Annotated in this window: 22 protein-coding genes; 4 read left to right on the top strand and 18 right to left on the bottom strand. The window is 60.6% G+C overall.

Annotated features, from left to right (window positions below; all coding sequences use genetic code 11):
* Positions 1 to 6 precede the first annotated feature (6 nt).
* From K3728_16905 to K3728_16925, 5 genes are all read right to left on the bottom strand, one after another.
* The gene (locus K3728_16905; protein UWQ95336.1) at positions 7 to 777 is read right to left on the bottom strand and encodes an SDR family oxidoreductase; all 771 of its coding nucleotides are present in this window, start codon (positions 775 to 777) and stop codon (positions 7 to 9) included.
* On the bottom strand, positions 774 to 2,891 hold the full coding sequence (locus K3728_16910) for an alpha-galactosidase (protein ID UWQ95337.1): 2,118 nt from the start codon (positions 2,889 to 2,891) through the stop codon (positions 774 to 776). The genes K3728_16905 and K3728_16910 overlap by 4 nt, the downstream gene beginning before the upstream one ends.
* Entirely contained in the window at positions 2,891 to 3,742 is an 852-nt protein-coding gene (locus tag K3728_16915) for a carbohydrate ABC transporter permease (protein UWQ95338.1), read from the bottom strand. The genes K3728_16910 and K3728_16915 overlap by 1 nt, the downstream gene beginning before the upstream one ends.
* Positions 3,743 to 3,746: 4 nt before the next feature.
* A complete protein-coding gene (locus K3728_16920; protein UWQ95339.1) occupies positions 3,747 to 4,787 on the bottom strand; it encodes a sugar ABC transporter permease in 1,041 nt (346 codons plus the stop codon).
* A 135-nt stretch (positions 4,788 to 4,922) separates the two neighbouring features.
* Entirely contained in the window at positions 4,923 to 6,185 is a 1,263-nt protein-coding gene (locus K3728_16925) for an ABC transporter substrate-binding protein (GenBank protein ID UWQ95340.1), read from the bottom strand.
* A 184-nt stretch (positions 6,186 to 6,369) separates the two neighbouring features.
* Here K3728_16925 and K3728_16930 point away from each other — a divergent pair, with 184 nt between their 5' ends.
* Complete coding sequence (locus tag K3728_16930; protein UWQ95341.1) at positions 6,370 to 7,164, top strand: IclR family transcriptional regulator; 795 nt, start codon at positions 6,370 to 6,372, stop codon at positions 7,162 to 7,164.
* 20 nt (positions 7,165 to 7,184) lie between these two features.
* Positions 7,185 to 8,240 (top strand): sn-glycerol-3-phosphate ABC transporter ATP-binding protein UgpC, encoded by a 1,056-nt coding sequence (gene ugpC / locus K3728_16935; GenBank protein UWQ95342.1) that lies wholly within the window; start codon positions 7,185 to 7,187, stop codon positions 8,238 to 8,240.
* Here the strand turns inward: ugpC and K3728_16940 are convergent.
* The 7 genes from K3728_16940 to hemC form a co-directional block, all read right to left on the bottom strand.
* Entirely contained in the window at positions 8,237 to 9,049 is an 813-nt protein-coding gene (locus K3728_16940) for a sulfotransferase (protein UWQ95343.1), read from the bottom strand. The two genes, ugpC and K3728_16940, sit on opposite strands and share 4 nt — an antisense overlap.
* On the bottom strand, positions 9,046 to 11,493 hold the full coding sequence (locus K3728_16945) for a glycosyltransferase (protein UWQ95344.1): 2,448 nt from the start codon (positions 11,491 to 11,493) through the stop codon (positions 9,046 to 9,048). Before K3728_16945 ends, K3728_16940 begins: the two co-directional genes overlap by 4 nt.
* Positions 11,494 to 11,500: 7 nt before the next feature.
* A complete protein-coding gene (gene rfbA / locus K3728_16950; protein ID UWQ95345.1) occupies positions 11,501 to 12,373 on the bottom strand; it encodes a glucose-1-phosphate thymidylyltransferase RfbA in 873 nt (290 codons plus the stop codon).
* A gap of 116 nt (positions 12,374 to 12,489) precedes the next feature.
* Entirely contained in the window at positions 12,490 to 13,335 is an 846-nt protein-coding gene (rfbD, locus tag K3728_16955; protein UWQ95346.1) for a dTDP-4-dehydrorhamnose reductase, read from the bottom strand.
* Positions 13,332 to 14,372, bottom strand: coding sequence for a dTDP-glucose 4,6-dehydratase (gene rfbB, locus K3728_16960; GenBank protein ID UWQ95347.1), 1,041 nt, complete (start codon positions 14,370 to 14,372; stop codon positions 13,332 to 13,334). Before rfbB ends, rfbD begins: the two co-directional genes overlap by 4 nt.
* Positions 14,369 to 14,935, bottom strand: coding sequence for a dTDP-4-dehydrorhamnose 3,5-epimerase (rfbC, locus tag K3728_16965; protein UWQ97603.1), 567 nt, complete (start codon positions 14,933 to 14,935; stop codon positions 14,369 to 14,371). Before rfbC ends, rfbB begins: the two co-directional genes overlap by 4 nt.
* 125 nt (positions 14,936 to 15,060) lie before the next feature.
* Positions 15,061 to 16,017 (bottom strand): hydroxymethylbilane synthase, encoded by a 957-nt coding sequence (gene hemC, locus K3728_16970; protein ID UWQ95348.1) that lies wholly within the window; start codon positions 16,015 to 16,017, stop codon positions 15,061 to 15,063.
* 102 nt (positions 16,018 to 16,119) lie between these two features.
* Between hemC and hemE the strand changes: the two genes are divergently transcribed.
* Positions 16,120 to 17,151 (top strand): uroporphyrinogen decarboxylase, encoded by a 1,032-nt coding sequence (gene hemE / locus K3728_16975; protein UWQ95349.1) that lies wholly within the window; start codon positions 16,120 to 16,122, stop codon positions 17,149 to 17,151.
* Here hemE and K3728_16980 read toward each other — a convergent pair.
* Genes K3728_16980 through hemF form a run of 6 tightly spaced genes read right to left on the bottom strand, consistent with a single transcriptional unit; the run spans position 17,148 to position 21,902 of the window.
* Positions 17,148 to 17,921, bottom strand: a complete 774-nt coding sequence (locus K3728_16980) for a glycosyltransferase family 25 protein (GenBank protein ID UWQ95350.1) — start codon at positions 17,919 to 17,921, stop codon at positions 17,148 to 17,150. The two genes, hemE and K3728_16980, sit on opposite strands and share 4 nt — an antisense overlap.
* Positions 17,918 to 18,982 carry a glycosyltransferase gene (locus tag K3728_16985; GenBank protein UWQ95351.1) on the bottom strand — a complete coding sequence of 355 codons (1,065 nt, stop codon included), beginning with the start codon at positions 18,980 to 18,982 and terminating at the stop codon, positions 17,918 to 17,920. The genes K3728_16980 and K3728_16985 overlap by 4 nt, the downstream gene beginning before the upstream one ends.
* Positions 18,955 to 19,725 (bottom strand): glycosyltransferase family 25 protein, encoded by a 771-nt coding sequence (locus tag K3728_16990; GenBank protein UWQ95352.1) that lies wholly within the window; start codon positions 19,723 to 19,725, stop codon positions 18,955 to 18,957. The genes K3728_16985 and K3728_16990 overlap by 28 nt, the downstream gene beginning before the upstream one ends.
* Positions 19,704 to 19,916, bottom strand: a complete 213-nt coding sequence (locus K3728_16995; protein ID UWQ95353.1) for a hypothetical protein — start codon at positions 19,914 to 19,916, stop codon at positions 19,704 to 19,706. The genes K3728_16990 and K3728_16995 overlap by 22 nt, the downstream gene beginning before the upstream one ends.
* A gap of 58 nt (positions 19,917 to 19,974) precedes the next feature.
* Positions 19,975 to 21,033, bottom strand: a complete 1,059-nt coding sequence (locus K3728_17000) for a glycosyltransferase family 4 protein (GenBank protein UWQ95354.1) — start codon at positions 21,031 to 21,033, stop codon at positions 19,975 to 19,977.
* A complete protein-coding gene (hemF, locus tag K3728_17005) occupies positions 21,024 to 21,902 on the bottom strand; it encodes an oxygen-dependent coproporphyrinogen oxidase (GenBank protein UWQ95355.1) in 879 nt (292 codons plus the stop codon). Before hemF ends, K3728_17000 begins: the two co-directional genes overlap by 10 nt.
* A 242-nt stretch (positions 21,903 to 22,144) precedes the next feature.
* Here hemF and K3728_17010 point away from each other — a divergent pair, with 242 nt between their 5' ends.
* Entirely contained in the window at positions 22,145 to 23,542 is a 1,398-nt protein-coding gene (locus K3728_17010; GenBank protein UWQ95356.1) for a D-alanyl-D-alanine carboxypeptidase, read from the top strand.
* Positions 23,543 to 23,674: the final 132 nt, after the last annotated feature.

Below are 23,674 nucleotides of genomic sequence, written 5' to 3' on the forward strand. Positions count from 1 at the left end.
CCTGGGTCATCCTGTCGTCACCACGCCGCCGTCAATTACCATCGTTTGCCCCGTCATCGCTTTGGACACCTTGGAGGCCAAAAACAGCGTGCCGCCGACGATATCTTCCGGCTTCAGATGTTCCTTCAGGCACATCTTTTGCATATGGGCGTCCAGATCTTCTGGCGAGGCCCAAAGTTCCAGCTGCTTGTCTGTCAAAACCCACCCCGGTGCCAGCGCATTCACGCGAATGGCGTCCGGCCCGAATTCCCGTGCGAGCGAGCGGGTCATGGCGGTGATCCCACCGTTCGCGGTGGTGTAGGCGGGGTAGCCTGCGTTGCCCATCATGTAGCTGATCGACGACATGTTGATGATCGAACCGCCACCCGCTTTTTGCATACCTTCAATCACCGATTGGCAGCCGAAGAAATAGGCCTTGAGGTTGATGGATTGGGACCAATCCCAAAACGCCTCGTCCACCTCCAACGTCGAGTGGCGTTGATCGTTGGCGGCATTATTCACCAGTACGGTGACCGGCCCGTGGGTATCTGACGCCTCGGCAATACAATCCTTGAGACGGTCAGTATCTGTGATGTCGCAGATCAGCGCGAGGGGGCGGCTACCTGTTTTGGCTTCCATCTCATCGGCGAAGGGCGTGGCATCGGTGCGTTGCACGAAGGTGACTTTGGCCCCTTGGCGCAAGAAGCCCTCGGTCAGGCTGGCGCCAATGCCAGAACCGCCGCCGGTGATGAACACGGATGCACCGTTGAGATCGGGGTATGTCGCAAGATCATTCATAGGCGTTCGCCCTCCAGCACCCACATTGTGTCGGGGTAGTTCCATGGCAAGGTCAGGCCCTGATGCATAAGCCACGCGCCCGAGACCTCGATCGGCCCCTCTTTTAGGGCGGGCATCCCGCGGCTAAGCGCAGGAGCGGTGCCGCGGTTCATGAGCGTGACCTTGTAGCGTGCATTTTCATCCAACGCCGTCAGGCGAAGGGGGCGCGGGGTGATCTGATCGGAGGTGGCCGCCTTGCCGGCGAAAACCACGAAACGCTCTCCCTCACGGGTCATTTGCTGCTCGGCGATCACGGCCTTGTCGGCGCTGTCGAGGCGCAGAATATCGGCCTGCAACATCCAGTGACGGTTGTGTTTCCACCACGCGGTTACCTCGCGCAGAACGGCTGCTTCGTGGTCGTCCAACTCTCGGGGGTCCATCTCAAACCCCATGTGACGTTGCGCGGCTACCCACGCCCGGAACGAGATATCAAACACGCGTCCCGACGTATGGCACCGGCGCGGGCCCACATGAGATCCGGTCACGGCAACGGGCAAAAACAGCGCCGCATCATGTTGGATTCGCAGCCGCTCCAGCGCGTCGTTGCTGTCGGACAGCCACACCCTTTGGGTGCGCTTCATGATCCCAAAGTCAATCCGCCCGCCGCCCGAGGCGCAGGATTCGATCTCTACATGGGGGAACGCGGCGCGGAGGCGGTCGATCAAGGCGTAGGAGCCTCGCGTCTGGTCCGCGTCGGGCATGGGGAGCACGCGGTTGTGGTCCCACTTCACATAGTCGATGGGATGCGCCGCCAAGATCGCGGCCATGCGGTCATAGATGAAGTCCCGCACTTCCGGCAGCGCCATGTTGAGCGCCTTTTGCTGGCGCCCCAAGGTCTGATCCTCTCCGCCCAAAGCCCAATGGGGGTTGGCACGGTGGATGTCGCTATCGGGGTTAATCATCTCGGGCTCGAACCAGATGCCGAAGGTCATCCCAAGGGAATGAACGTGGTCGATCAGCGGTCCGAGGCCATCGGGGTATTTGCGTGCGTCGACCTCCCAATCGGAAAGGGACCGGGTGTCGTCGTCGCGTTGGCCGAACCAGCCGTCATCCAGCACAAAACGTTCGGCCCCCAGATCGGCGGCGCGGTTGGCGATGTCGGATAGAACCGGCAGGGAGTGGTCAAAATAGACCGCTTCCCAACAATTGTAGTGCACCGGGCGCGGGCGGTCGGGGTCGGGCCAAGTCACTATCCGGTCGCGCAGGTGGCGTTGGAAGCTGACCGCGCATCCATTCAGTCCGGTTTGCGAATAGGTGATGTAGAGGGTCGCCGACTCGAACGATTTGGCGGCCTGAGTCTCCATCCGGGCGGAATGGCCGAACTGGATTTGCCGCCGCCCGTCCGGCAGTTCCTCGGCGATCATCTTATGGCCGCCGGACCAGCCGTAGTGAAAGCCGTAAGCCTCGCCCTGGGTATTCGTACAGCCCTTCACGGGCACCAGAAGGCCGGGAAAATGCTCGTGCCCGGTGCGACCTGTGCGGTTTTCACGATAGCGCATACCGGGGGACCACGCGGTGCGGTTGGGTTGGAATTCACCGCACCAGCGGCCCGAGAAATCAATCATCTCGTCCGATTGCTGCGGCGCAGGCAACACCGGCGCGGCAAGCCAATGCAGATGCACGGGCCGCGTCGCGTCGAGCTTAGTTTTTGCGGTGATGATCCGGGTCGAAGGATCACTGGCGAAGAGGAACGACAAGGTCAGGCCGTTGGCCTGATCCACGTAGCGCAGCTCCAGCCCCTCCTCGCTTCGCTCCTCGCAGCTGTAGCAGAACTTGGGCAGCAAAGGCGTGCCGTCACCGTCGCGCAGGATCAGGCCCGGCTGACCGGGAAAGGTGCGCACGGCCTCGGGACAAAGGGACAGATCAGGGTTCTCGTCCAACATGCCCCCGGTAATGTCTGGGGCATGGGCCGCGTGCAGGACCGACAGATCCTCGACCATCGGCAAGGGCGCGCCCCAATAGACGACCTGCGGCAGGCGGTCGCCCGTGGCGGCCAGCACCATTGTCTGGCGGCCATCATCATCGAGCCGCCATGTGCGCACGGCGGCCTCGGTTTTTTGTGTCGTGCCGTCCATTACTTCACAGCGCCCAGTGTTAGCCCCGCGATGAAATGCTTCTGCATCAAGAAGAACATCGCCACAGGGGGAATTGCGGCCACAATGCTGCCCGCGCTCATCAGGTGGTACATGGCGCGGAATTGCGCGTTGAAGGCGGTGATGCCAGCGGTCACGGGCTGGCTTTCGGGGCTTTGGGTCAGGACCACGGCCCAGAAGAAATCGTTCCAGATGAAGGTGAAAATCAACACGCAAAGCGCGGCGATGGCGGGTCGCATGAGGGGCAGCACAACGTACCAGAAGATGCGGTATTCGCTGACGCCCTCGACCCGTGCCGCCTCGATCAATTCGCGCGGCAGCGCTCGGATGAAGTTGCGCATGAACAGCGTACAGAAGCCTGTCTGAAACGCGATGTGGAACAGGATCAGACCCATGCGGGTGTCGTAAAGGCCCATCTGGTCTGTCAGGTCCCGCACCGGCACCATGAGGATCTGGAACGGCACGAAGTTGCCCGCCACGAACATGAAGAAGATCAACAGGTTGCCCTTGAAGCGGTAAACGCCCAACGCAAAGCCTGTCATGCACGACAGCGCTACTGCGCCAAACATCGTGGGCACCGTGATGACGACCGAGTTCCACAGATACCGTGGCATGTCGGATTCCGCGAACACCATCCAGTAGTTGGCAAAGCCTTGCAGGCCGCCCTCTCCGATGCCCCAATAGTTGCCTTGGGTAAAATCCTCGCCGGCCTTGATCGAGAAGAACATGACCGCCAACAATGGGATCAGCCAGACCAGCAGCATGAACGGCAACAGCAATTGATAACCGATGCGCAACGCGGGGGACGATTGTTCGATAGGACGTGGAAACATCGGCTTATACCTTCTCGTCCCGCCACATCTTCCACAGGAAGCCGGCAATATAGACCATCATGATAAGGAACAGGATCACCGCGATGGCCGAGCCGTAGCCCATGCGGAACCCGAATTCGGAAAGCGCCACGTCGTACATGTAGAACGCCAGAACAGAGGTGTTGTAGAACCCCGGTCCGCCGTTGGTCATGATGGTGATAAGATCGAAAGACCGCAGAGCGCCGATAACCGTCACGACGATCGCGATGAATGTCGCGGGCCATAGTTGGGGCAGAACCACGTACCACAGCATCTTGGGGCCCTTGGCACCGTCAAGGCGCGCGGCCTCGATCTGCTCTGGGTCCACGGCATTCAGGCCCGTCAGGTACAGGATCATGCAATAGGCCGTCTGGGGCCAAAGGCCCGCGGCGATAATGCCGTATGTGGCAGTCGAGTTATTGCCGAGGATATTCACCGGACCCGCGCCGAACCACCCAAGGATCACGTTCAAAAGGCCCTCATCCGCGCCCGGCAACATGAACCAAGAAAATACCAAACCGACAACGACCTGAGACAGCACGAAAGGAAAGAAAAACAACGATTTGTACAGACGCATCCCCACAACCTTCTGGTTGAGGAACAGCGAAATCATCAGGCCCGCGGGGATCGCCAAGAAGTAAAGCAGCAGCCAGATCACGTTGTTCTTGAGCGAGGTCCAGAAGAACGGATCCGTGTAAAGGTTGCGGTAGTTTTCCATGCCGACATATTCGGCATTCCAAACCGTGTCGCCCGTCAGTTCACACCCCGGCTCGCGCCCTGCGCGGTTGCCAAGGTCCAGGCATTGTTGATCGGTAAAGCCGTCGATGCCCCGGTATTGAGGCGAGTACAGACCATTCCATTCATACAGCGAGATGTAGAACGACTGGATGATCGGGTAGAGCACATAGGTCGCGAAGAAAAGGAACGCGGGCAAAAGGAAAAGCCACGGCGCGATGGCCTGCTGGCTGATCTTGCGGCGTGGGGCTGGCGATGAGTGCATAGGCGTATCAGTCGTGACAGATGCCATGGGTCCGGTCCCCCGCGAAGCGTTTGAAAGTCGTGGCTCGGTCAAATCCGGGCCTTGGGGCAGGAACGATCCCGCCGTCTGATCTTGGATGCGAACGGGCGGCAGGCACTGGCCCGCCGCCCGTAGCATTGTAGCTTAGTAGATCCGGCCGCGCGCCTGCTCCAGGATCATCAGAACCTGATCAAGCGTGGAAGGATCAACCATGAACTGCTGGAAGCCCTGCATGGCGACCTGCGCCATTTCAGCAGGGGCGTCGCGGTCAAAGAACTGCGCGATGCCACCGCCCGCGTTGTTCGACAGCATGTCGAAGCCCGCGTTCAGGAACTCGTCGTCATCCACTGCGGAACCGGAGTTCACAGGCAACTGACCCAGGTTGTCGCCGTTGTTAATCAGCGTCTGGTTTTCAGCCGATGCCACGAACAGAAGGAAGGCTTCTGCCGCTTCCACGTTCTCGGCATTGGCCGCGATGTGGAATGTGTCCGTTGGTGCATCTTCGCCCGGCTCGATGGCAGGGTCGATCTGCGGGAACTGGTAGAAACCCAACTGGTCGTCCGTCAGGCCCGCTTCACGCAGAGGTGCAACGGCGAAGTTACCCATCAGGTATGCGGTGGCTTCACCGTTAACCATGAAGGGCAGCGCTTCCTGCCAGCTGTACGACTGGTGGTCAGCAATGAAGCCGCCCATGTCGATCAGGGTTGCCCAGTTCTCGAACGTGGCGCGAACGCGGGGGTCCGTCCACTCAACTTCGCCAGCGGTCAACTCCATGTGGAAGTCATAACCGTTGGTGCGCATGTTGAGGTAGTCGAACCAGCCGCCAGCGGTCCACAAGAACTGTGTGCCGATGGTGTAGCAAGCGCGGCCGGATTCAACGATCACTTCGCAGTTTGCCAGCTCTTCTTCCCAGGTGGTGGGGGCGCTCAGGCCAAGCTCTGCAAAGATGTCTTCACGGTAGTACACGCCCCACTGGTAGTATGTGTAGGGCACGCCCCAGATGCCGTCGTCCATCGTCATGGAGCCTTGGGTGGAAGCCAGCGTTTCTGTCAGGCCGCCCTCTTCCCACAGGTCGGAGATGTCCATGAATAGACCCGCGTCAACGTAGGGGCCCATGCGGTTACCGGCGTACCAGTTTACGATATCAGCGGTGCCAGATTGCAGAACGTTGCGGATCTGCGTTTTCCACGCCTCGCGGTCGGTGATGACCAGCTCAACCTCAACGTCGGGGTTTTCGGCGGTGAAACGCTCGACCATGCCTTCCATGACCGCGCGCGGTGCTGGGTTCGACATGTCCGAGAAGATGCGCAGGGGGCCAGAAACGCCGTGGCCGTCTGCATAAGCGACGCCAGAAAGCATAGTAGCCGCAGCCAGCGCAGCCGCGCCGGTCTTGAAAAGTGATCGCATGGTGTCCTCCCTAGGATCTCAAAAAATCTAGTTCCACTATGTGAAACTTGGTTTCTTATATTGAAATCTTAGTCCGAACCTGCCTAGTCTTGTCAACAGCAAAGCGCGGCGACTTCTGGCAAATCGCGGCGATCCGTTGGACGGTGTTGAGGGCACCGGCCAATAAATTAAGGGGAGGAACGACGTGGCAAGCGAAAATGCCGACAGCTCTGACGGTACGGTGGGCAAGGCTCTTTCCGTGTTGGATGCCGTGGCGTCCTTTGGGCGGCCCGTTCGATTCGGCGAACTTCTAGCCGACAGTCCCTACCCCAAAGCCACGCTTTATCGCTTGGTTCAGGTGCTCACGAAGCAATCCATGCTGACATACGATCCGGACCGACAAACCTATGCGCCGGGCCTTCGCCTTGTGCGACTGGCCCATGCCGCCTGGCAAACCACATCCCTCGCCCCCGTCGCCCGCCCCTACCTAGAGGCGCTTTCGGCAGAGGTCGGCGAAACGATCCATCTTGCGCAACTCGATGGCGGTTCGGTCCTATATGTGGACAAGATCAACGCCCTTGATCCGCTGCAAATGTATTCTCAGGCCGGTAAGGTTGCGCCTTGCTATTGCACTGGCGTGGGCAAAGCGATGATCGCCTTCTTGCCCGAAGACCAGCTGGAACCGATCTTGCGCCAGCAAAGCTATCACACGTTCACCGCCCACACCTACCCCGATGCCGACGCCCTGCGCGTTGAGCTGGCCGCCATTGTTGAGCGCGGCCACGCCTATGATCGCGAGGAACATGAACCGGGGATTATCTGCGTCGCGGTGCCCATTCGCACCCGGGCGGGCCGGGTGCTGGGTGCCGTCTCGGTCACCTCTTCGACAGAGCGCACGTCGCTTGCCGGGCTCGACGCCCACCTGCCGCGCATCCACGCGGCCGTTTCATCCATTGCGGGGGAGGCCCAGGACTGGCGCTTCCCCGATGCAGCAGAATAACCCTAGGGAGGACGCCGCACATGTCGGGCCTGCAACTTACAGACGTCATCAAACGCTATGGCAATACTCAGGTGATCCACGGGATCGACCTTACGATTGACGACGGTGAATTCTGCGTCTTCGTCGGCCCCTCGGGCTGTGGCAAGTCCACGCTTCTGCGCATGGTCGCGGGGCTGGAGGAAACCACCGAAGGCCAGATTGATATCGGCGGACGCGACGTGACCCGCGCCGACCCGGCTGCACGCGGCGTGGCAATGGTGTTCCAGACCTACGCTTTGTACCCCCACATGACCGTCGCCGAAAATATGGGCTTCGGCCTGAAGATGAATGGCCACCCCAAGGCCGAGATCGACGAGAAGGTGAACGAGGCTTCTCGCATCCTGAAGCTGGACGACTATCTGGCCCGCAAACCCAAGGCTCTGTCCGGCGGTCAGCGCCAGCGTGTTGCCATTGGCCGTGCGATTGTGCGTGGCCCCGAGGTGTTCTTGTTCGATGAGCCGCTGTCGAACCTCGACGCCGAATTGCGTGTTGAAATGCGGGTCGAGATTGCGCGTCTGCACAAGGAAATCGGCGCGACGATGATCTATGTGACCCACGATCAGGTCGAGGCGATGACCCTGGCCGATAAGATCGTGGTGCTGCGGGCAGGCTATATCGAGCAGGTCGGTGCGCCGCTGGATCTCTATAACGACCCCGACAACAAATTTGTGGCGGGCTTTATCGGCAGCCCCGCGATGAACTTCTTTGATGGGCATTGCACCGGCGGCGTTATTATTGTGCCTGCCCTTGGCGGCGCGGAATTTGCGGCGCCGCTTTCGATGGTCGGCGACGGCCCGGTGACCGTGGGCGTGCGCCCCAATAAGGTGACGCTGACTGATGGTGCGACCCATACCGTCGATCTGTCCGAGCGTTTGGGCGGCGTGAGCTATCACTACGTCTCTGCCCCCGATGGGTCCCGGATTGTGGTGGAAGCCCACGATCAAGAGGCACCGCCAGCAGGCACCCCAACCGGCATCTCGTTCGATGTGGCCGACGCCTATTTCTTCGACGCTAAGACTGAGTCGCGGTTGCGCTAAACTGCGCTGACCTCAGCCTCAACTTGGGCCTGTAAATCATAGCCACGGCGGCCCGCCGCCTTGGCACATCTTCGCGCCACGAGGGCGGCCTCTTCCGGCGTCAGAACCGTTTTCCATTGGTTCTTTTCTCGGTGTGCGTCGGACGGGCGCCATAGATCCTTGGGGCAATCGATCTTGGCGAAATCCATCAGGGCCGACAATGTGCCGGGCACGTCGGCCAACATATCCTCGTAGCGGATTTCCATCATCCGACGCGGTGCAGTTCGAACCATGGCGTCCCATGTCAGCACCGCCTCGGACCAACAATTGATCGCACCGTTTATATCGGGCACCGAGACCTGTCGCCCCAACTTCAAACTGGCCACGACATTGAGCGGATTGCGCACCAAATGGACAACGCGGGCACGGGGGAATTCGGCCAGAATCAGGGGCAAACCATAGATATTCTGAGGGGTCTTATCGAACCACCGAAACGGCTCGGCCACGCCTTTGGCTTGGGCAAAGGCCCCGATATAGCGCCGTTGCAAGTTGGCCTTTGTGGCGCAATGTTCCAGCAGTTGTTCGAACACCTCTTCGCTGACCCCATCCATTTCCCGGTGTTTGCGTAGCAAAGTGTTGCTGACATGAGGGCCCATGCCGCCGGGCGACCGAAATGGATCAGACCACCGCAGAAAATGCGTTTCCTCCGGGCAGATGAAATTCGGCACACGCCGCAACATATCACGCAGCCAAGTAGTGCCCGACCGCATCGACCCAACGATAAACAAAGGCATCTTGTCCGACGCCCGAGGGGGGAGCGTGGTCGTCATTCAGCTGCCTCCATTGATGAAACCTCTGGGCAGAGCGCCGCGAAAAGCCGCGCGACCGAGGTTTCTTTCGGTTCCAGCGCGACGGTGATGCCATTGGCCGCCTTGTCCAAAGCCTCTCCCTGCGCGCCCAAGGCAAAGCCGACCACGGGAAGCCCGGTTCCCAACGCCTCGTGGGTGGTGAACGAGAAAGTCTCGGGCCAGATCGCGGGGACCATCCAGCAGCACACGCCATAACTCTCTGCCAGATCAGCAATCTCTTCGCGCCGATACGTGCCATGCAGGGTCACGTTGCGCGGCAAGGGAATGGTACTGTCAGCGTTGCCGATCACGACAAATATCTGATCGGGGTGCTTCAGTGCGATTTCCCGCAGCACCCAAGCGCCTTTCTGGTGGTTGATATTGCCAAGGATGCCAATGCACGACCCCGCCTTGGGACGAGCCCGGCGCACCGGTGTAGGCAGCTCATGAGGGCGGATTACGAGTGGTGCGCCGGGATAGGCTTGCGCGAAAAGCTCGGCAGAGGAGGAGGAGAAGGCCGTCACCTCGGACGCTGCATCAATTAACGCGCCCCATGCATCGCGCCATTGGGCGAGTGTTACCATCGATCCATCGGGGCGCGTGACAGCATGGTTGGGGTCAGCGTTATCGCGATGGGGCGTGCCCAGAAACTCCCCCCGTTCCAACAACGTGTAAGAGGGAGAGACGGGGTAAAAATCATGCAGGCGAAGGGCGATCGTGTCGTCGCGGCCCTGTCTGCGAAGGGAAAGGAGCGCCTTTGGAATGCGGATCGGGTCTGGATCCCCAACGCCGCAAGAATAGATCAGGTCAAGGGCGGGCACGGGGGACAAGACCTTTGCGACGACCGATAAATCATCGGTCTGACCGGCTGTCACTTGCCCGTCCACGTATAGGTCCACCTGCCAAGCACGCGCGCCCCCGACGCGCAAAATGACCGCCGCGCCCGATTTCTCAACCTCCATTTGCAGGGCAATTTCCGCCCCGCCGCCAAGGGTATGAGCCAGATAGACCGGCAGGCGCCCGCTGCGTTGAGCGGCCAGCGCAATCCCTAGGGCCAAGCGCGGCGTCGTCAGAGTATCTTGGGCAATAAAGCGCTGCACATTGGCGTCAAACACCGGATACCGCCGCGCGATCAGTGCGTTAGCCGCCCGGATGCGGCGCAGTTTCTCGTCGGACCCAAAGCTTTGCCCGCCCACATGCTCCACGAACAATCGCGGTTGGCACAGGTGCCTCGCCCCTAGGGCTTTGGTCTTCTGGCTCCAATCAACCTCTTCCCCGTAGCCGCGACCGAAGGCCGGGTCGAGGCGCGGCACTTTCGCCAGCCATTGGCGCGACATTGCCATGCAAAAGCCCACGCCGGTCGGCACATCTGGGCAGATTTCCCCTCCCAAGGAGGCAGCGACCCTATCGATCGCGTCAACGTCGTTTTCCCCGATCGCGATCCCTGGCCCCATCGCCGGCACAGACAAAACCTCTGCCGCGTTGGACAGAGGGGTGACGGAAGCCACGTTGGGGTCGCGTAAGGGCGCGACCAAGCGGCTGGCCCACCCGTTTGGCACCATGGCGTCCGTGTTTAACAACACGACAGGGCCGTCGCGGTCCTGCGCCTCGGCCGCCTTTAGGGCGAGGTTTACCGCGCCGATGAAGCCAAGGTTCTTGTCCTGCGGAAGATACGTGACCCGGTCGCCCCGCGCGGCGGCCCATTGCGCCATCCAAGGGCCGAGTTCCGGATCGGTTGAGCCGTCATTAACCGCAATCAGGTGCCAAGACAGATCGGTGCCTGCCTCCACCCGCGCGAGGCACTTCTTGAGGTACGGCAGCGCGTTATAGATCGGTAGAATGATGGTGATGCCCGTCGTGACCGCGGGCACCGGAACGGGCGGCTGAAGCCACGAGGGATCAAGCCGATGGCCACGCGCCGAAACCTCTAACCCAAGGGCGCGTTTCACAGCGGATTTCGACTGCGCCGTGGGTTTCCACAGGTAGCGGGCGATACTGGGGCCGGCACGGGAAAGGTCACGGAGAAACGCTCGCTTTAGCCTGCGGTGCGCCGATGCAGGCGCGGCTTCAGTTGGATGGGGGAGCGTGACAGAAAACTCGGGCCCGTCATCTTGTTCCACATGCAATGTCAGCGGCTTGGCCGAGGCGGGAACCACCCCCTCAAACCCCGTTTCCGGCGCGATGCCGAAACGCGCGGCAACATCGCTGCGATAGATGTTAGGGGTAAGCGCAACCTCCCCCCCCGGCCAGGTCACCCGCTGTGAGCGGGCGTTGGCCCAACCGGTGATCTCGACCCTGTCATCGCGGCGAATGACTTGTTCGACTTGACCGATCCGCCGCCCAACCGGCCCCAGGGCCACGCCCCGCAATCGGCTTTCGTGGACCCCCGCGTAGCGCAAATAGAGCGTTTGGAGACGGTGGATCACGGAGCCGCTATCCCTTCGCCGTGGTCGCGAGGTAGCGGCCATATTGGGTCTTGCCAAACAGAGCTGCGCGCTCGGCCAAACCGTCTTCGTCAATCCACCCGGCAGCATAGGCGATTTCGTCAGGCGAGCCCACTTGCAGGCCCTGGCGTTGCGTCAGCGTTCGCACAAAATTGCCTGCATCCAACAGGCTTTCGTGGGTGCCGGTATCCAGCCACGCATACCCACGGCCCATACGTTCTACCGTCAGTTTCCCGTCTTGAAGATAGCTTTCCAGAAGGCTGGTGATTTCCAATTCTCCCCGGGCGGAAGGCTTAACAGCGGCCGCACGATCCGGCGCGGTGCCGTCCAGAAAATACAGTCCTGTCACCGCAAAATTGGACGGCGCCACATCGGGCTTTTCCACAATAGACGTAACGCTGCCATCGTCAGCAAAATCCACCACGCCATAGCGTTCCGGGTCCATCACCCGGTAGCCAAACACAGTGCCCCCTGAGGATCGGGCATCGGCGGCGGCCAAGACCTCAGGCAGACCGTGACCGAAGAAAATGTTATCGCCCAGAACCATCGCCGAAGGGGCACCGTTCAGGAAATCCTTGGCCAACAAATAGGCCTGAGCAAGTCCATCGGGGCTAGGTTGTTCGATATAAGTAAGCGACAGGCCCCATTGGCTACCATCGCCCAGTGTGCGCTGGAACTGCGCCTGATCTTCTGGAGTGGTAATGATGGCTATTTCCCGGATACCGGCCAACATGAGAACCGATAAGGGATAATAGATCATTGGCTTGTCATAGATCGGCAGCAGTTGCTTGGAGACACCAACCGTCACCGGGTAAAGGCGTGTGCCAGACCCGCCTGCTAAAATAATTCCTTTGCGCGCCATTCTAGCGTCTCCATGTCGTGAACCCGTTTCACGGGTAGCGCGTTTGCCGGAAATTGCCAACGACGCGCCTTGTCCAAGACTTCTGACGCCAAATAATTAAGATTGATTGAAGACCGTCAGGAATTGCGCAGATCAGCCAGAACCGCCCGCAGGCCCGCGCGCCAATCCGGGCGGGCGATGTCGAAAACGGCCGCTATGTCCGAGCAATCGAGCCGGGAGTTCAGCGGTCGCGTGGCTGGCGTTGGATACTCGGTTGAGGGGATATCCGTGACCGCGACCTCCAGCCCCGCCTCTGCAAAAATCGCCCGCGCGAAATCTGCCCAAGAGACATCCGGCGCACCCGAGAAATGGTAGGTGCCGGACTTGGACGGATCACGTTGCAGCGCCTCGGCCATGGTCACGCAGGCCTGCGCAATATCGCGGGCTGGGGTCGGTCCGCCAACCTGATCCGCCACAATCGTCAGCGCCTCCCGATCTGCGCCGAGGCGTAGCATCGTCTTCACAAAGTTGGCGCCATGGGCAGAAAACACCCAACTGGTGCGCATGATCGCGTGGGCCGCGCCGGAAGTCAGAACGGCTTCCTCCCCCGCCAGCTTCGTGCGGCCATACGTGCCAAGCGGGGCCACTGGGTCCGAGGGTTTGAACGGATCTCTCCCGGCCCCGTCGAACACGTAGTCGGTGGAAATCTGGACGAATGGAATGCCCTTGGCAGCGCAGGCCCGCGCCATAGCAGCGGGGGCTTCGGCGTTGACGGTATGGGCCAACGGCTCGTCCTGCTCGGCCCGGTCAACGGCGGTGTAAGCGGCGGCGTTGATAATGGCGGTTGCGTTACTTTCTGCAATCACGCGGGCGCAGGCATTTGGATCGCTGAGGTCGGCCCCATCGCGCCCGATTGTCCGCACCCCAAGGCGAGCCAATTCTTGCGCCACCTGCCCCGTTTGCCCAAACGCCAGCAGGGTCATGCTTTCGTTCCCAAACGCGACCCAACACCGTCGCGTTCCTGCAACGCACGCCACCACGGTTCATTGGCCAAGAACCAATCCACGGTCTTTTCAAGACCCTCTTCGACGGTCACGGAAGGGGTCCAGCCCAGTTCATCCTGAATGCGGCTGGCATCAATCGCGTAGCGCAAATCGTGGCCGGGGCGGTCTGCGACGAAGGTGATCAAATCGGCATGGGGGGCGTTTTGCGGTCGACGCGCGTCCAACAGGCCGCAAATGGCCCGCACAAGGTCGATGTTTGTCCGCTCATTATGGCCACCGATGTTGTAGCTGCGGCCTACCTCGCCGTTCTCCAGCACACACAGCAGCGCATCGGCGTGATCTTCGACGTACAGCCAATCGCGGATGTTCATGCCGTTTCCGTAGACCGGGATCGGCTCCCCCGCGAGAGCTTTGAGGATCACCACGGGGATGAGCTTTTCGGGGAAGTGATAGGGGCCATAGTTGTTGGAACAATTGGTCAGCAGAATGGGCAGCCCATAGGTTTCATGCCATGCGCGAACCATATGGTCAGATGCTGCCTTGGAAGCCGAATAGGGGCTGTTAGGCGCGTAGGGCGTGTCTTCGGTGAACAGGCCGGTATCACCAAGGGTGCCGTAAACCTCATCGGTGGAGACGTGATGGAAGCGGAAGCTCTCGGGCTTGCCACGCGCCTCCCAATGGGCACGGGCGGCATCAAGCAAGGTCGTGGTGCCGGTAACGTTGGTTTGGATGAAGGCAGCCGGCCCATCAATGGAACGGTCAACGTGGCTCTCGGCAGCAAGGTGCAGAATCGCATCGGGATTGTGCCGCGCTAGAATTGTGGCCATCGCCGCAGGGTCACATACATCGGCGTGCTCGAAGGTATAGAGGTTTGAAGACGCAACTGTCGCCACATTTTCCAAACATGCGGCATAGGTCAGCGCATCAAGGTTGATCACCTCGTGGCCGCGCGCCACGGCAAGGCGGATCACGGCAGAGCCAATGAAACCCGCACCGCCGGTGATAAGGATCTTCATGGGGCGACCTCGTAAGTAAATGGGCTGTCGAGGTCTTTGAGAGCGGGGGCTACTGCGTCCTTCCCGGACAGAACCGGAGCGCCCTCTAATCCCCAATCAATGCCGATGTCGGGATCGCTCCAGATAACGGCCCCTTCCGTTTCGGGCGCGTAGAAATCGCTGCACTTGTAGATGATCTCTGTCCCCGGCTCTCGGGTAATGAAGCCATGGGCGAAACCAGCGGGCACCAGAAGTTGCTTTCCGTTCTCGAACGTCAGTTCGATACCGAACCACTTGCCATAGGTGGGCGAGCCTTTGCGAATATCTACCGCCACGTCAAACAGACGCCCCCTGCCACACCGCACCAACTTGTCTTGCGCGTGAGGTGGGGCCTGAAAATGCAGCCCCCGGATGGTGCCGACATCGGCTGACAACGAATGGTTGTCCTGCACAAAGGTGGTCGTGACGCCATGGTCGGCCAACTTCGCCGCGCTGTAGGTTTCAGCAAAAAACCCGCGGGCGTCGCCGAAGCGCGGCGGGGTTATCACAAGAAGCCCCTCAAGGCCCGTTTGGTCAATCTGCATCGGAGGGTCCTGCTCTGCCGCCATTTTGCGGGACAATGCCACGGAGACGCCTGCCTCGCAACGGGCGCAACCAAAGCCTTGCAAGGCTTTGGGCAAACCCTTGCAAGGGTTTGTCGCCGCCGCGTCTAGTGCCAGTCGAAGAAGCCCTCTCCGGCGCGGGTGCGCAGGGCGCGGGCCATGTCAGCGCCGAGTTTCGCGCCGTCCTCAACGGGGGCGGTGCGGTCATCGGTTAGCACTTCCGAGCCGTCGGGGCGCAGGATTTCACCGCGCAAGCGCAGGGTGGTGCCGTCCAACTCGGCAAGGGCGGCAATCGGCGTCTGACAAGAACCGTCGAGCCCCTTCAGGAACGCCCGTTCCGCCGCCAGCCTTTGGCCTGTCTGCACGTCGTGGATCGCCGCCAGCATCTCTGCGGCGCGGTTGTCATCCGCGCGGCGCTCAATCCCGATGGCCCCTTGCGCCACAGCGGGCAGCATATCTTCCACCTCAATCGCGGATTTCACCACCTCCTCCATGCGCAACCTGCGCAGGCCCGCCATGGCGAGGAACGTCGCATCGGCCACCCCATCCGCCAACTTCTTCATCCGCGTCTGTACGTTGCCGCGGAACTCCACCACATTCAGGTCTGGCCGCCGTGCAAACAATTGTGCCCTTCGCCGCAAAGAGGATGAGCCTACAATGGCGCCCCCCGGCAAAGCATCCAGACCCTCGTGGTTAAGCGACACAAAAGCATCGCGCACGTCTTCACGGGGCAAGTAGCAATCCAGCACCAATCCTGCGGGCTGTTCTGTTGGCATGTCCTTCATGGAATGCACGGCGATATCAATCGCGGCGCTCAACATATCCTCTTCGATTTCCTTGGTGAACAGTCCTTTGCCGCCAATCGTTTTCAGGGCCACGTCTGCATCGATCAACGAACGGTCGTCTCCGGTTGTCTTGATGACCACGACCTCGAACGCCTCTTCAGGCAAGTCCCACGCAGCCATAAGACGAGCGCGGGTCTCGTGGGCCTGGGCCAGCGCGAGGGGCGAGCCTCGGGTGCCGATACGCAAAGGGGCGGCGGGGGTTGGTAAAGTGATCGTCATAGGACCTCTGGCGGTGGGGCAACTCGGGTTGACAAGGCGGTGGTCTGTGACACTCATACCGAAAATTCACGCACCCACCAGATGACCTGAAGGATAACCGCCATGACCGATAAGAAAAAGCTCCTCCGGTCCTTGGCAGGTGAAACGATGGACGTGCCGCCGGTGTGGCTGATGCGGCAAGCAGGACGCTACCTGCCCGAGTATCGTGCGACGCGGGCGCAGGCGGGTGACTTCCTGTCCCTTTGCTACAATCCAGAACTGGCGGCAGAGGTCACCTTGCAGCCGATCCGCCGTTTCGGCTTTGACGCCTCGATCCTGTTTGCGGACATCTTGTTGATCCCCCAAGCCCTTGGCGCAGACCTTTGGTTTGTCACCGGCGAAGGGCCCCGGCTTTCCACGATCACCGATGCCTCTGGCATGGCGGGGATGAAGACCAAGGACGACATCCACGAGACCCTGAACCCGGTCTATGAAACAGTCAAAATCCTGGCCGAGGAACTGCCCAAAGAAACCACGTTGATCGGCTTTGCCGGTGCCCCTTGGACCGTTGCGACCTATATGATCGCAGGCCGTGGCACCCCGGATCAGGCCCCTGCTCACAAGCTGCGCGAAGGCGACCCGGCGACGTTTGATGCGCTGATCGACCTGATTACCGATGCGACGATCGAATATCTCGATATGCAGGTGAAAGCAGGCGCCGAGGTGGTGAAGCTGTTCGATAGTTGGGCCGGTTCCCTGAAGGGAGAGGCGTTTGATAAATACGCCCTCGCCCCCGCCAAGAAGATCATTGCTGAACTAAAATCGCGCCACCCCGATCTGCCAGTCATCGCCTTCCCTCGGGAAGCGGGCGACAAGTATATTGGCTTTGCCGATGCCGTTGGTGCCGATTGTCTGGCGATTGATACTTCGGTCGATGCCACATGGGCGGCACAGAACCTTCAGGTTGCGGGCTGTGTGCAGGGCAACCTGGACCCTAAGCTCATGGTCACAGGTGGAGAGGCTTTGGCATCAGAGGCGCGGCGTATCCGCGATGCGCTAAAAGGCGGCCCCCATGTGTTCAATCTTGGTCACGGGATCACCCCCGATGCAGACCCCGAGAATGTTCACATTTTGCTGGACGCAATCCGCAATTAACTTCGGGCGGGGGATGCCTTGGCGAAGGGCACGATAACCCTCTGAGCGCCAGGCATGCGCCGGATTTGTCGAGCCCCCATGCGCACTTGCCCCCTTAGACGACGCCATTTTTGTCCAAGGGACTTGGCAGCTTTCGGCCGCGCTTCCCGGTCAATGGCGCTTTCGGTTTGGATGGGCGGGGTCAGGCCAAGCGCCTCACATTGATCAAGCTGCACAGCAAGGGCCGGAACCGCCTGCCACGCCGTCACATCGTAGGCGGCGCAAATCATACCATCGGCCAGTCCCGGCGCCTGCGCCACCCGGTCCAGCAACTTGCGCGCGCCAGAGGGCCGCAAAACGTAAGCCGCCGCCCCGGTGCGATCCTGCCATAGGCGGTGCATGGGGGCCTGCATGTGAGGGGCACGGGCGATCAGCTTGCGCCGCCCCCGTGTTTCCAGCGTGACCAACTCTGCCTCGGGCAGAGCTTCAATCTGGTGCAGGAAATCAGGCGTATCATCGTGCAGGACGGCATCGTCTTCGCAGATCAACATCGGCGCGCCTTCGGCCAAAACCCGTTCCCAAGCAGCCCGGTGGCTGGCGAGGGCGGCCATCTCCGTCGTGCGCAGAGGCCGCTCCCATCGCTGCCAATAGGGATCATCGCTTGGGGGTGTCAGTGTTTGCGGGGTCACCGCCTCTTGCCGGACCAACCCCAACCCCAAACGGGTGATTTGCCCCGCCATGAAAGACATCCGCGCGCTTTCAGGGCCGAGGTTGATAACGAGCACCTTCACTGACCAAGCTCTCCTCGAAAGGCAGCCAGATAGGCATCCACGATCGCGTCTTCACTGAAAAAGGTGGTGAGACGCTCTCGCCCTGCTGCACCATAGCGCTGCCGCAGGCTGTCATCGTCCTGCAACGAGCGCAGCCCAGCAACCATCGCATCAAGATCATCAATTTCGGTCAATATCCCATCTACGCCGTCTCGAATGAACCAACCCGGTCCCTCTGAGCGGGCGGCAACAACGGGCATTCCCGCTTGCCAAGCATCTAAAACAACGTTTCCCAATGGCTCATGACGGGAGGGGAAAAGAACGGCATCGGCAGCCGCGAAATGATGGACCGGCTCATCGACCCAACCCAGCATCCGCACGCGATCTGCGATGCCTTCCTTTACCGCCAGTGCTTCCAGCGCTTGCTTTTCCTCGCCATCACCCATCAGCCAAAGGATCGTGCCGGGCATACGAGCCACGGCTCGGATCGCCATGTCGAGCCCTTTGCGCTTCACAAAGCGGCCCGCTGCGGCGACAACAAATGCACCCTCGGGCGTATCAGCCTCTGCGCGACTGATCGGCTGCGCCTTAACAGGGCGGGCGAAATTTGTGATGGTCTTAGCGGGCTTCGTCCAGCCCAGTGCCTTTACATGGTCCGTGATCGCGGGCGTGTTGGAGACAATGATGTCACTATCGCCGAGATGGCCAATTGTTGTTGGGTAGTCCCCAAAACGCTCAACCTTCAACGATCCTTTGATACTTTGCTGAAACCGCGCAGCGTGGGGCTCAAAAGAAAATAAAACGTCCGGATGCCAATCCCTTAATATGCGGCGGTACGCGGCCCGAAGCCAGAAACGCGTCAAGGGCAAGAAGCGGTGGTTGTTTTCGATAGTTGGACCAATTTCGACAATACGCCGGCGCCATGTGCGGACGGGTCGAATGATGAAACGCTGCTCGATTTCGCCCCGGCGATCGAAGGCTTGAGCCAAGTTCACGAAGAATCGCTCAGCGCCGCCCTCTTTGCGTAGACAAATACTAAAAAGACGCAACGTGCTCATGTCCGTCCGGCCCAACGGTGCCAACGCAAGCGGATTTGATAGTCTAGCTGGTACTTCAACTTTCGTAACGCATCACTCTTGCTGCGGCTTCTACGGGCGTCACCGATGGTGCCAGTGACGGCCTGTTCATCTCCGACTTCAAGGGAGTTAGGCTGGACGAGGGCGATACGCTGGCCGTGCTCCCAGAAGAATTTATGGTCTTCGTCAATCGGTCTAAAGAACGGGACGCAGCGCTTAAGCAGCGCGGCAGCACTGGCTCTTTTGAGACCATACCCGAGCATCGTAGTCGGAACACGGTAGGGTGTTCCCAACGAAAAAGCGCCTACCAAGGGCGACGCGGAGATCATGCCGGGATCATTGTTAATACTAAACAGTTTAACCACGTCCCAATCTAGATCTTCCCGAGCACTCAAAGCCCGAAGAACCTCGGCCAAATCACCCTTCACCTTAAAATCATCCTCAAAAACGAAGCCGCCGGGGGCGTCAGATGCTACGATCGCCTGCCATGCCTTGATGTGGCTCAGGTAACATCCCAACTCGCCCGCCACGAGATCCTGCTTCCCGCGGCGCCGGTTCGCTTTCTCGTCATACACTTCCGCGACCTGCTCAGGCGTCAAGTCTGCGCCCCAAACCGCTTCAACACGCGTGAAGTGAATGCCTTGCGCATCCAGTTGTGCACGGGCGTTTTCCATCCGGGCGGTGTTGTCTGCCAGGTTGACTACGTAGGAGGGCCAGGTGCCTTCAGTCACGGTGTAGCGCGCCAGCATAACACCGCCTCGCGCAGAACCTTGACCGGGAACAGGCCTTTTACAGCCAACGCCGCTTCTTTCAGAAAAGCCGTTTCTGCAGTCCCTTGCGTGCTTTGAAGGACATGAATGTGCACAGCCTCAAAACAATACATCGCCGTACCCGTCATCAGGTGCCATTTACGGCGAAAGTTGCGAAAAGGATCAGCCATGGTTCACTTTCGTAAGAGACACTACCGTTTAACCACAATACCGGCCCCGGGGAAGGGCTTAGCCCGCCACAAGAAGACCACGATAAATCGCCATGATCGCTTCGGCTTCACCCTCGATGCGGAAGTGCTGCTCTACGTGGGTGCGGGCGGCTTGGCCTTGGGTGGCGCAAAGGGCGGGCACGTTTGTGTAACGGGTGACGGCCTCTGTCATGGCTGGCGTGTCTTGTGGCGCGATCAACGTGCCTGTTTGCGGCGTCAAAAGCTCCGGGAACGCCCCGACGGTCGTAGCAACACAAGGAACCCCGCAGGCCATGGCTTCCAAAGGGGTCAAGCCGAAGCCTTCCCACCGTTGCGGGGCTACGAATAGGTCAAGAACGCGGTACCAATCGGCCATTTCGTGCACCGGCACTTCGGGCTTGAACAGCAATCGGTCGCTCAGCCCCGCTTGGGCAACTTGCGTGCGAAGTCCGGCCTCATAGGCGGCATGGTCCGAGGTCGCCCGCCCCATGATAAGACCATACGCATCAGGATTGGCCTGTAGCACCGGGATCATTGCATCAACGAAATCCCCGGTGCCTTTCTGCGCCCGAATGCGCCCATAGCAACCGATCAGCGTGGCGTCAGGCAACCCAAGACGGGCGCGCAATGCGGACCTATCCGCGGGAGGGGTGAAGGCCGCCACATCGATTCCGTGCAGGATCACGTCGGCAGGCCGTTCCAGATAGCTAGCCGTCTTTTGGGACGTGGCAATGATGTGGTCCATCTGCCCAATCAGCCATTTCGTATAGCCCGTATGCTTACGCTGAGAGGCCGAGGTGAACACCAGTTTCAACCGTTTGCGCAGCAGGTGTTTCAGGGCGAGGCCCGCCAACATCTCGGTATTGCGCCGCGCGTGCCAGACACGAGCGCCATGGGGCCCTTTGCGCGACATGGTCAGCAACTGGCTTAACCGGATTTGCGGCACATGGGCGGGCAGATCAGGCGACACGGCGGCCAATGCCATGGCGCGGGCCTGCAATGGCACCAGCCGTACGATGGTTGCCGTCACGCCGGAAAGCCGCTTCTTGAAGTTCGGCACCAACACGTCGAGCGTTTGGGGATCAGGCCTCAGGTCCATTTAGCGATCGGGGGCAAAGACATCAGGACCGCATTGGCGTCATGGCCTGTTTCCAGCCCAAACTTGGTACCCCGGTCGTAGACAAGGTTATATTCCGCATAGAGCCCCCGATGCACCAGTTGCGCCTCTCGGTCGGCTTCGGTGAACGACTCGTGACGGCGCTTCTCCACGCAGCCCAAAAAGGCGGGCAGGAAGGCGCGACCCACGTCTTGGGTGAAGGCGAAATCCGCCTCCCAATCGCCGGTGTTATGGTCGTCATAGAAGATGCCGCCAACGCCACGGGCGCGTTTGCGGTGGGGGACATAGAAATACTCATCGGCCCATTTCTTGTAGCGGCCATAGAGGTCTTCGCCATGGGGGTCGCAATGATCCTTCAGGGTCTTGTGGAAGAAGGCTGTGTCTTCATCATATTCAATCGCCGGGTTTAGGTCGGACCCGCCGCCAAACCACCATGCGCCGGGCGTCCAGAACATACGGGTGTTCATGTGAACCGCTGGCACGCGGGGGTTCTGCATATGCGCCACAAGGCTGATGCCGGACGCCCAGAACCTTGGGTCCGTATCCATCCCCGGCACACCGCGCGCGGCCATGGCCTTTTGCGCCCGCTCTCCCAGAACGCCGTAGACCTCGGATACATTCACGCCGACCTTCTCGAATACGCGCCCGCCCCGCATGACGCTCATCAAACCGCCACCTGCGTCTGATCCGTCCTCGGACGTGCGCTTGGTTTCGCTGACCTCGAACGTGCCCACCGGGGCATCGCCGCCTTGGGTCTGCTCTACTTTCTCGAACGCGGCAACGATGTCATCGCGCAAACTGCGGAACCAATTGGCCGCCCGCGTTTTGTGATCGAGGGTCAGGTCGAGCATCTTGGGGGCTTCCTTTTTGCAACACTTCGCCGCCTTGTAGCAGAGCGAAAACCCCTTCGCCACACAGTGTGGCCGCTTCGATGGCCCACATATGGAGCCTCTGCCCGTTCCACTGCCCACATTTGCCAATTCATTGCAGAGGCTAGAATTTTCGGCTCGATGGCATGGATTTTATAGAAACTTTGTCGTACGCTGAACGTAATCGCCGCAATAGACGGCACCAGAGGCAGATAGAGCAACTCATGTTCGTACGGAATTTTTATGCAGCCCTTATGGGGGCTCTCATGGTGTTTTTCGCCGTGCTCCCCGGTCCGGTTCAGGCCGCTCCCTACGCCGCAATGGTGATGGACGCACGCAACGGCGAGGTTTTGCATTCGCGCAACGCCGATACCCGATTGCATCCGGCCTCCCTCACCAAAATGATGACCCTCTACATTGCGTTCGAAGCCCTTCGCCTTGGCGAGATCACGCTCGATACCGAGGTGACGATCTCTGCCAATGCCGCGAATGAGCCTCCATCGCGGCTTGGTCTTCGGGCGGGGTCCACGATTCGCCTGCGCTACCTGATCAGGGCCGCTGCGATCCGTTCGGGCAACGATGCCGCCACCGCGATCGGGGAGGCGATCTCCGGCTCCGAGGCTGCCTTTGCCCGCCGAATGACACGCACCGCCCGCGCCTTGGGCATGACCCGCACCACCTTCCGCAACGCCCATGGCCTGACCGAAGAGGGCCACCTGTCCACGGCCCGTGACATGACCATGTTGGGGCGGCGGCTGATCTATGATTATCCCCAGTATTACAACTTGTTCTCCCGAGTGACCGCTGATGCGGGCATCGCCACGGTACGCAACACCAACCGGGTCGTGCTGACCACCTATCGCGGCGCGGACGGCATCAAGACCGGCTACACGCGGGCAGCGGGCTTCAACCTTGTGGCCTCGGCCCAACGCGGGGAAGAGCGCATTATCGCAACGGTTTTTGGCGGGCGAAGCTCTGCTTGGCGCAACGAACGGGTGATGGAACTGCTTGATATGGGATTTGAGAGGGCGCCGAGCTCTGTCGCGCTGCGCACCCCGCCCCTACCCACCTACGCAGATGATGGCGGCCCGTCCGGGCAAAGCAGCACTCCGCGCGGGCAACGGGCACCGGAACGCTCTATGCGGCCCATGACGCGTCCGGCCAACGGGGTGAACGCCGATATGCTGGCCGCAATCAACAGCGCTGTGGGCGAGGCGCTGGAACCTAGCGCCGAAGTTGCCGCCGCCGTTGAAGCCGCACTCAGCGCCGCCGAGATCCCCTCAGACAGGCCCGCCCCCCGGCCTGAGCCGCAAGCGGCGGTAGAGCCTGAACCCACGCCGATCCCCCCGCCTGAACCGGAATTGGTGACACGGGCGTCGTCCACGGGGTCACGGCTATATGGCGTGTCATTGGGGCCGCAGAACTCCCATCACGCGGCCGAGCGATTATTGCTGCGCACCGCGCTGGCCGAGCTTGGCACCTTCGACACAGCCCTGCGCCGCGTCGTCAACGTGAGCCGAGGCTACGACGCACGGTTTGCGGGTATGACCGAGGATCAGGCCTCTCAAGCCTGCGCCCGACTATCGGCCCAGAACATTAGCTGCGAGACCTTTGGTCCCTGACACCTAGCGACAAATCACCTACCAAAACGGCGGCCCGATCGGAGCCGCCGTTTTTGTATCCACCGCGCTACTGGACATTTTTTGTATCCGCCGCCCTACGGGACGGGGGGAGGGGCGTGGTCTCGCGGTTTT

Source organism: Rhodobacteraceae bacterium M385, from assembly GCA_025141835.1.
Lineage (GTDB): Bacteria > Pseudomonadota > Alphaproteobacteria > Rhodobacterales > Rhodobacteraceae > Gymnodinialimonas.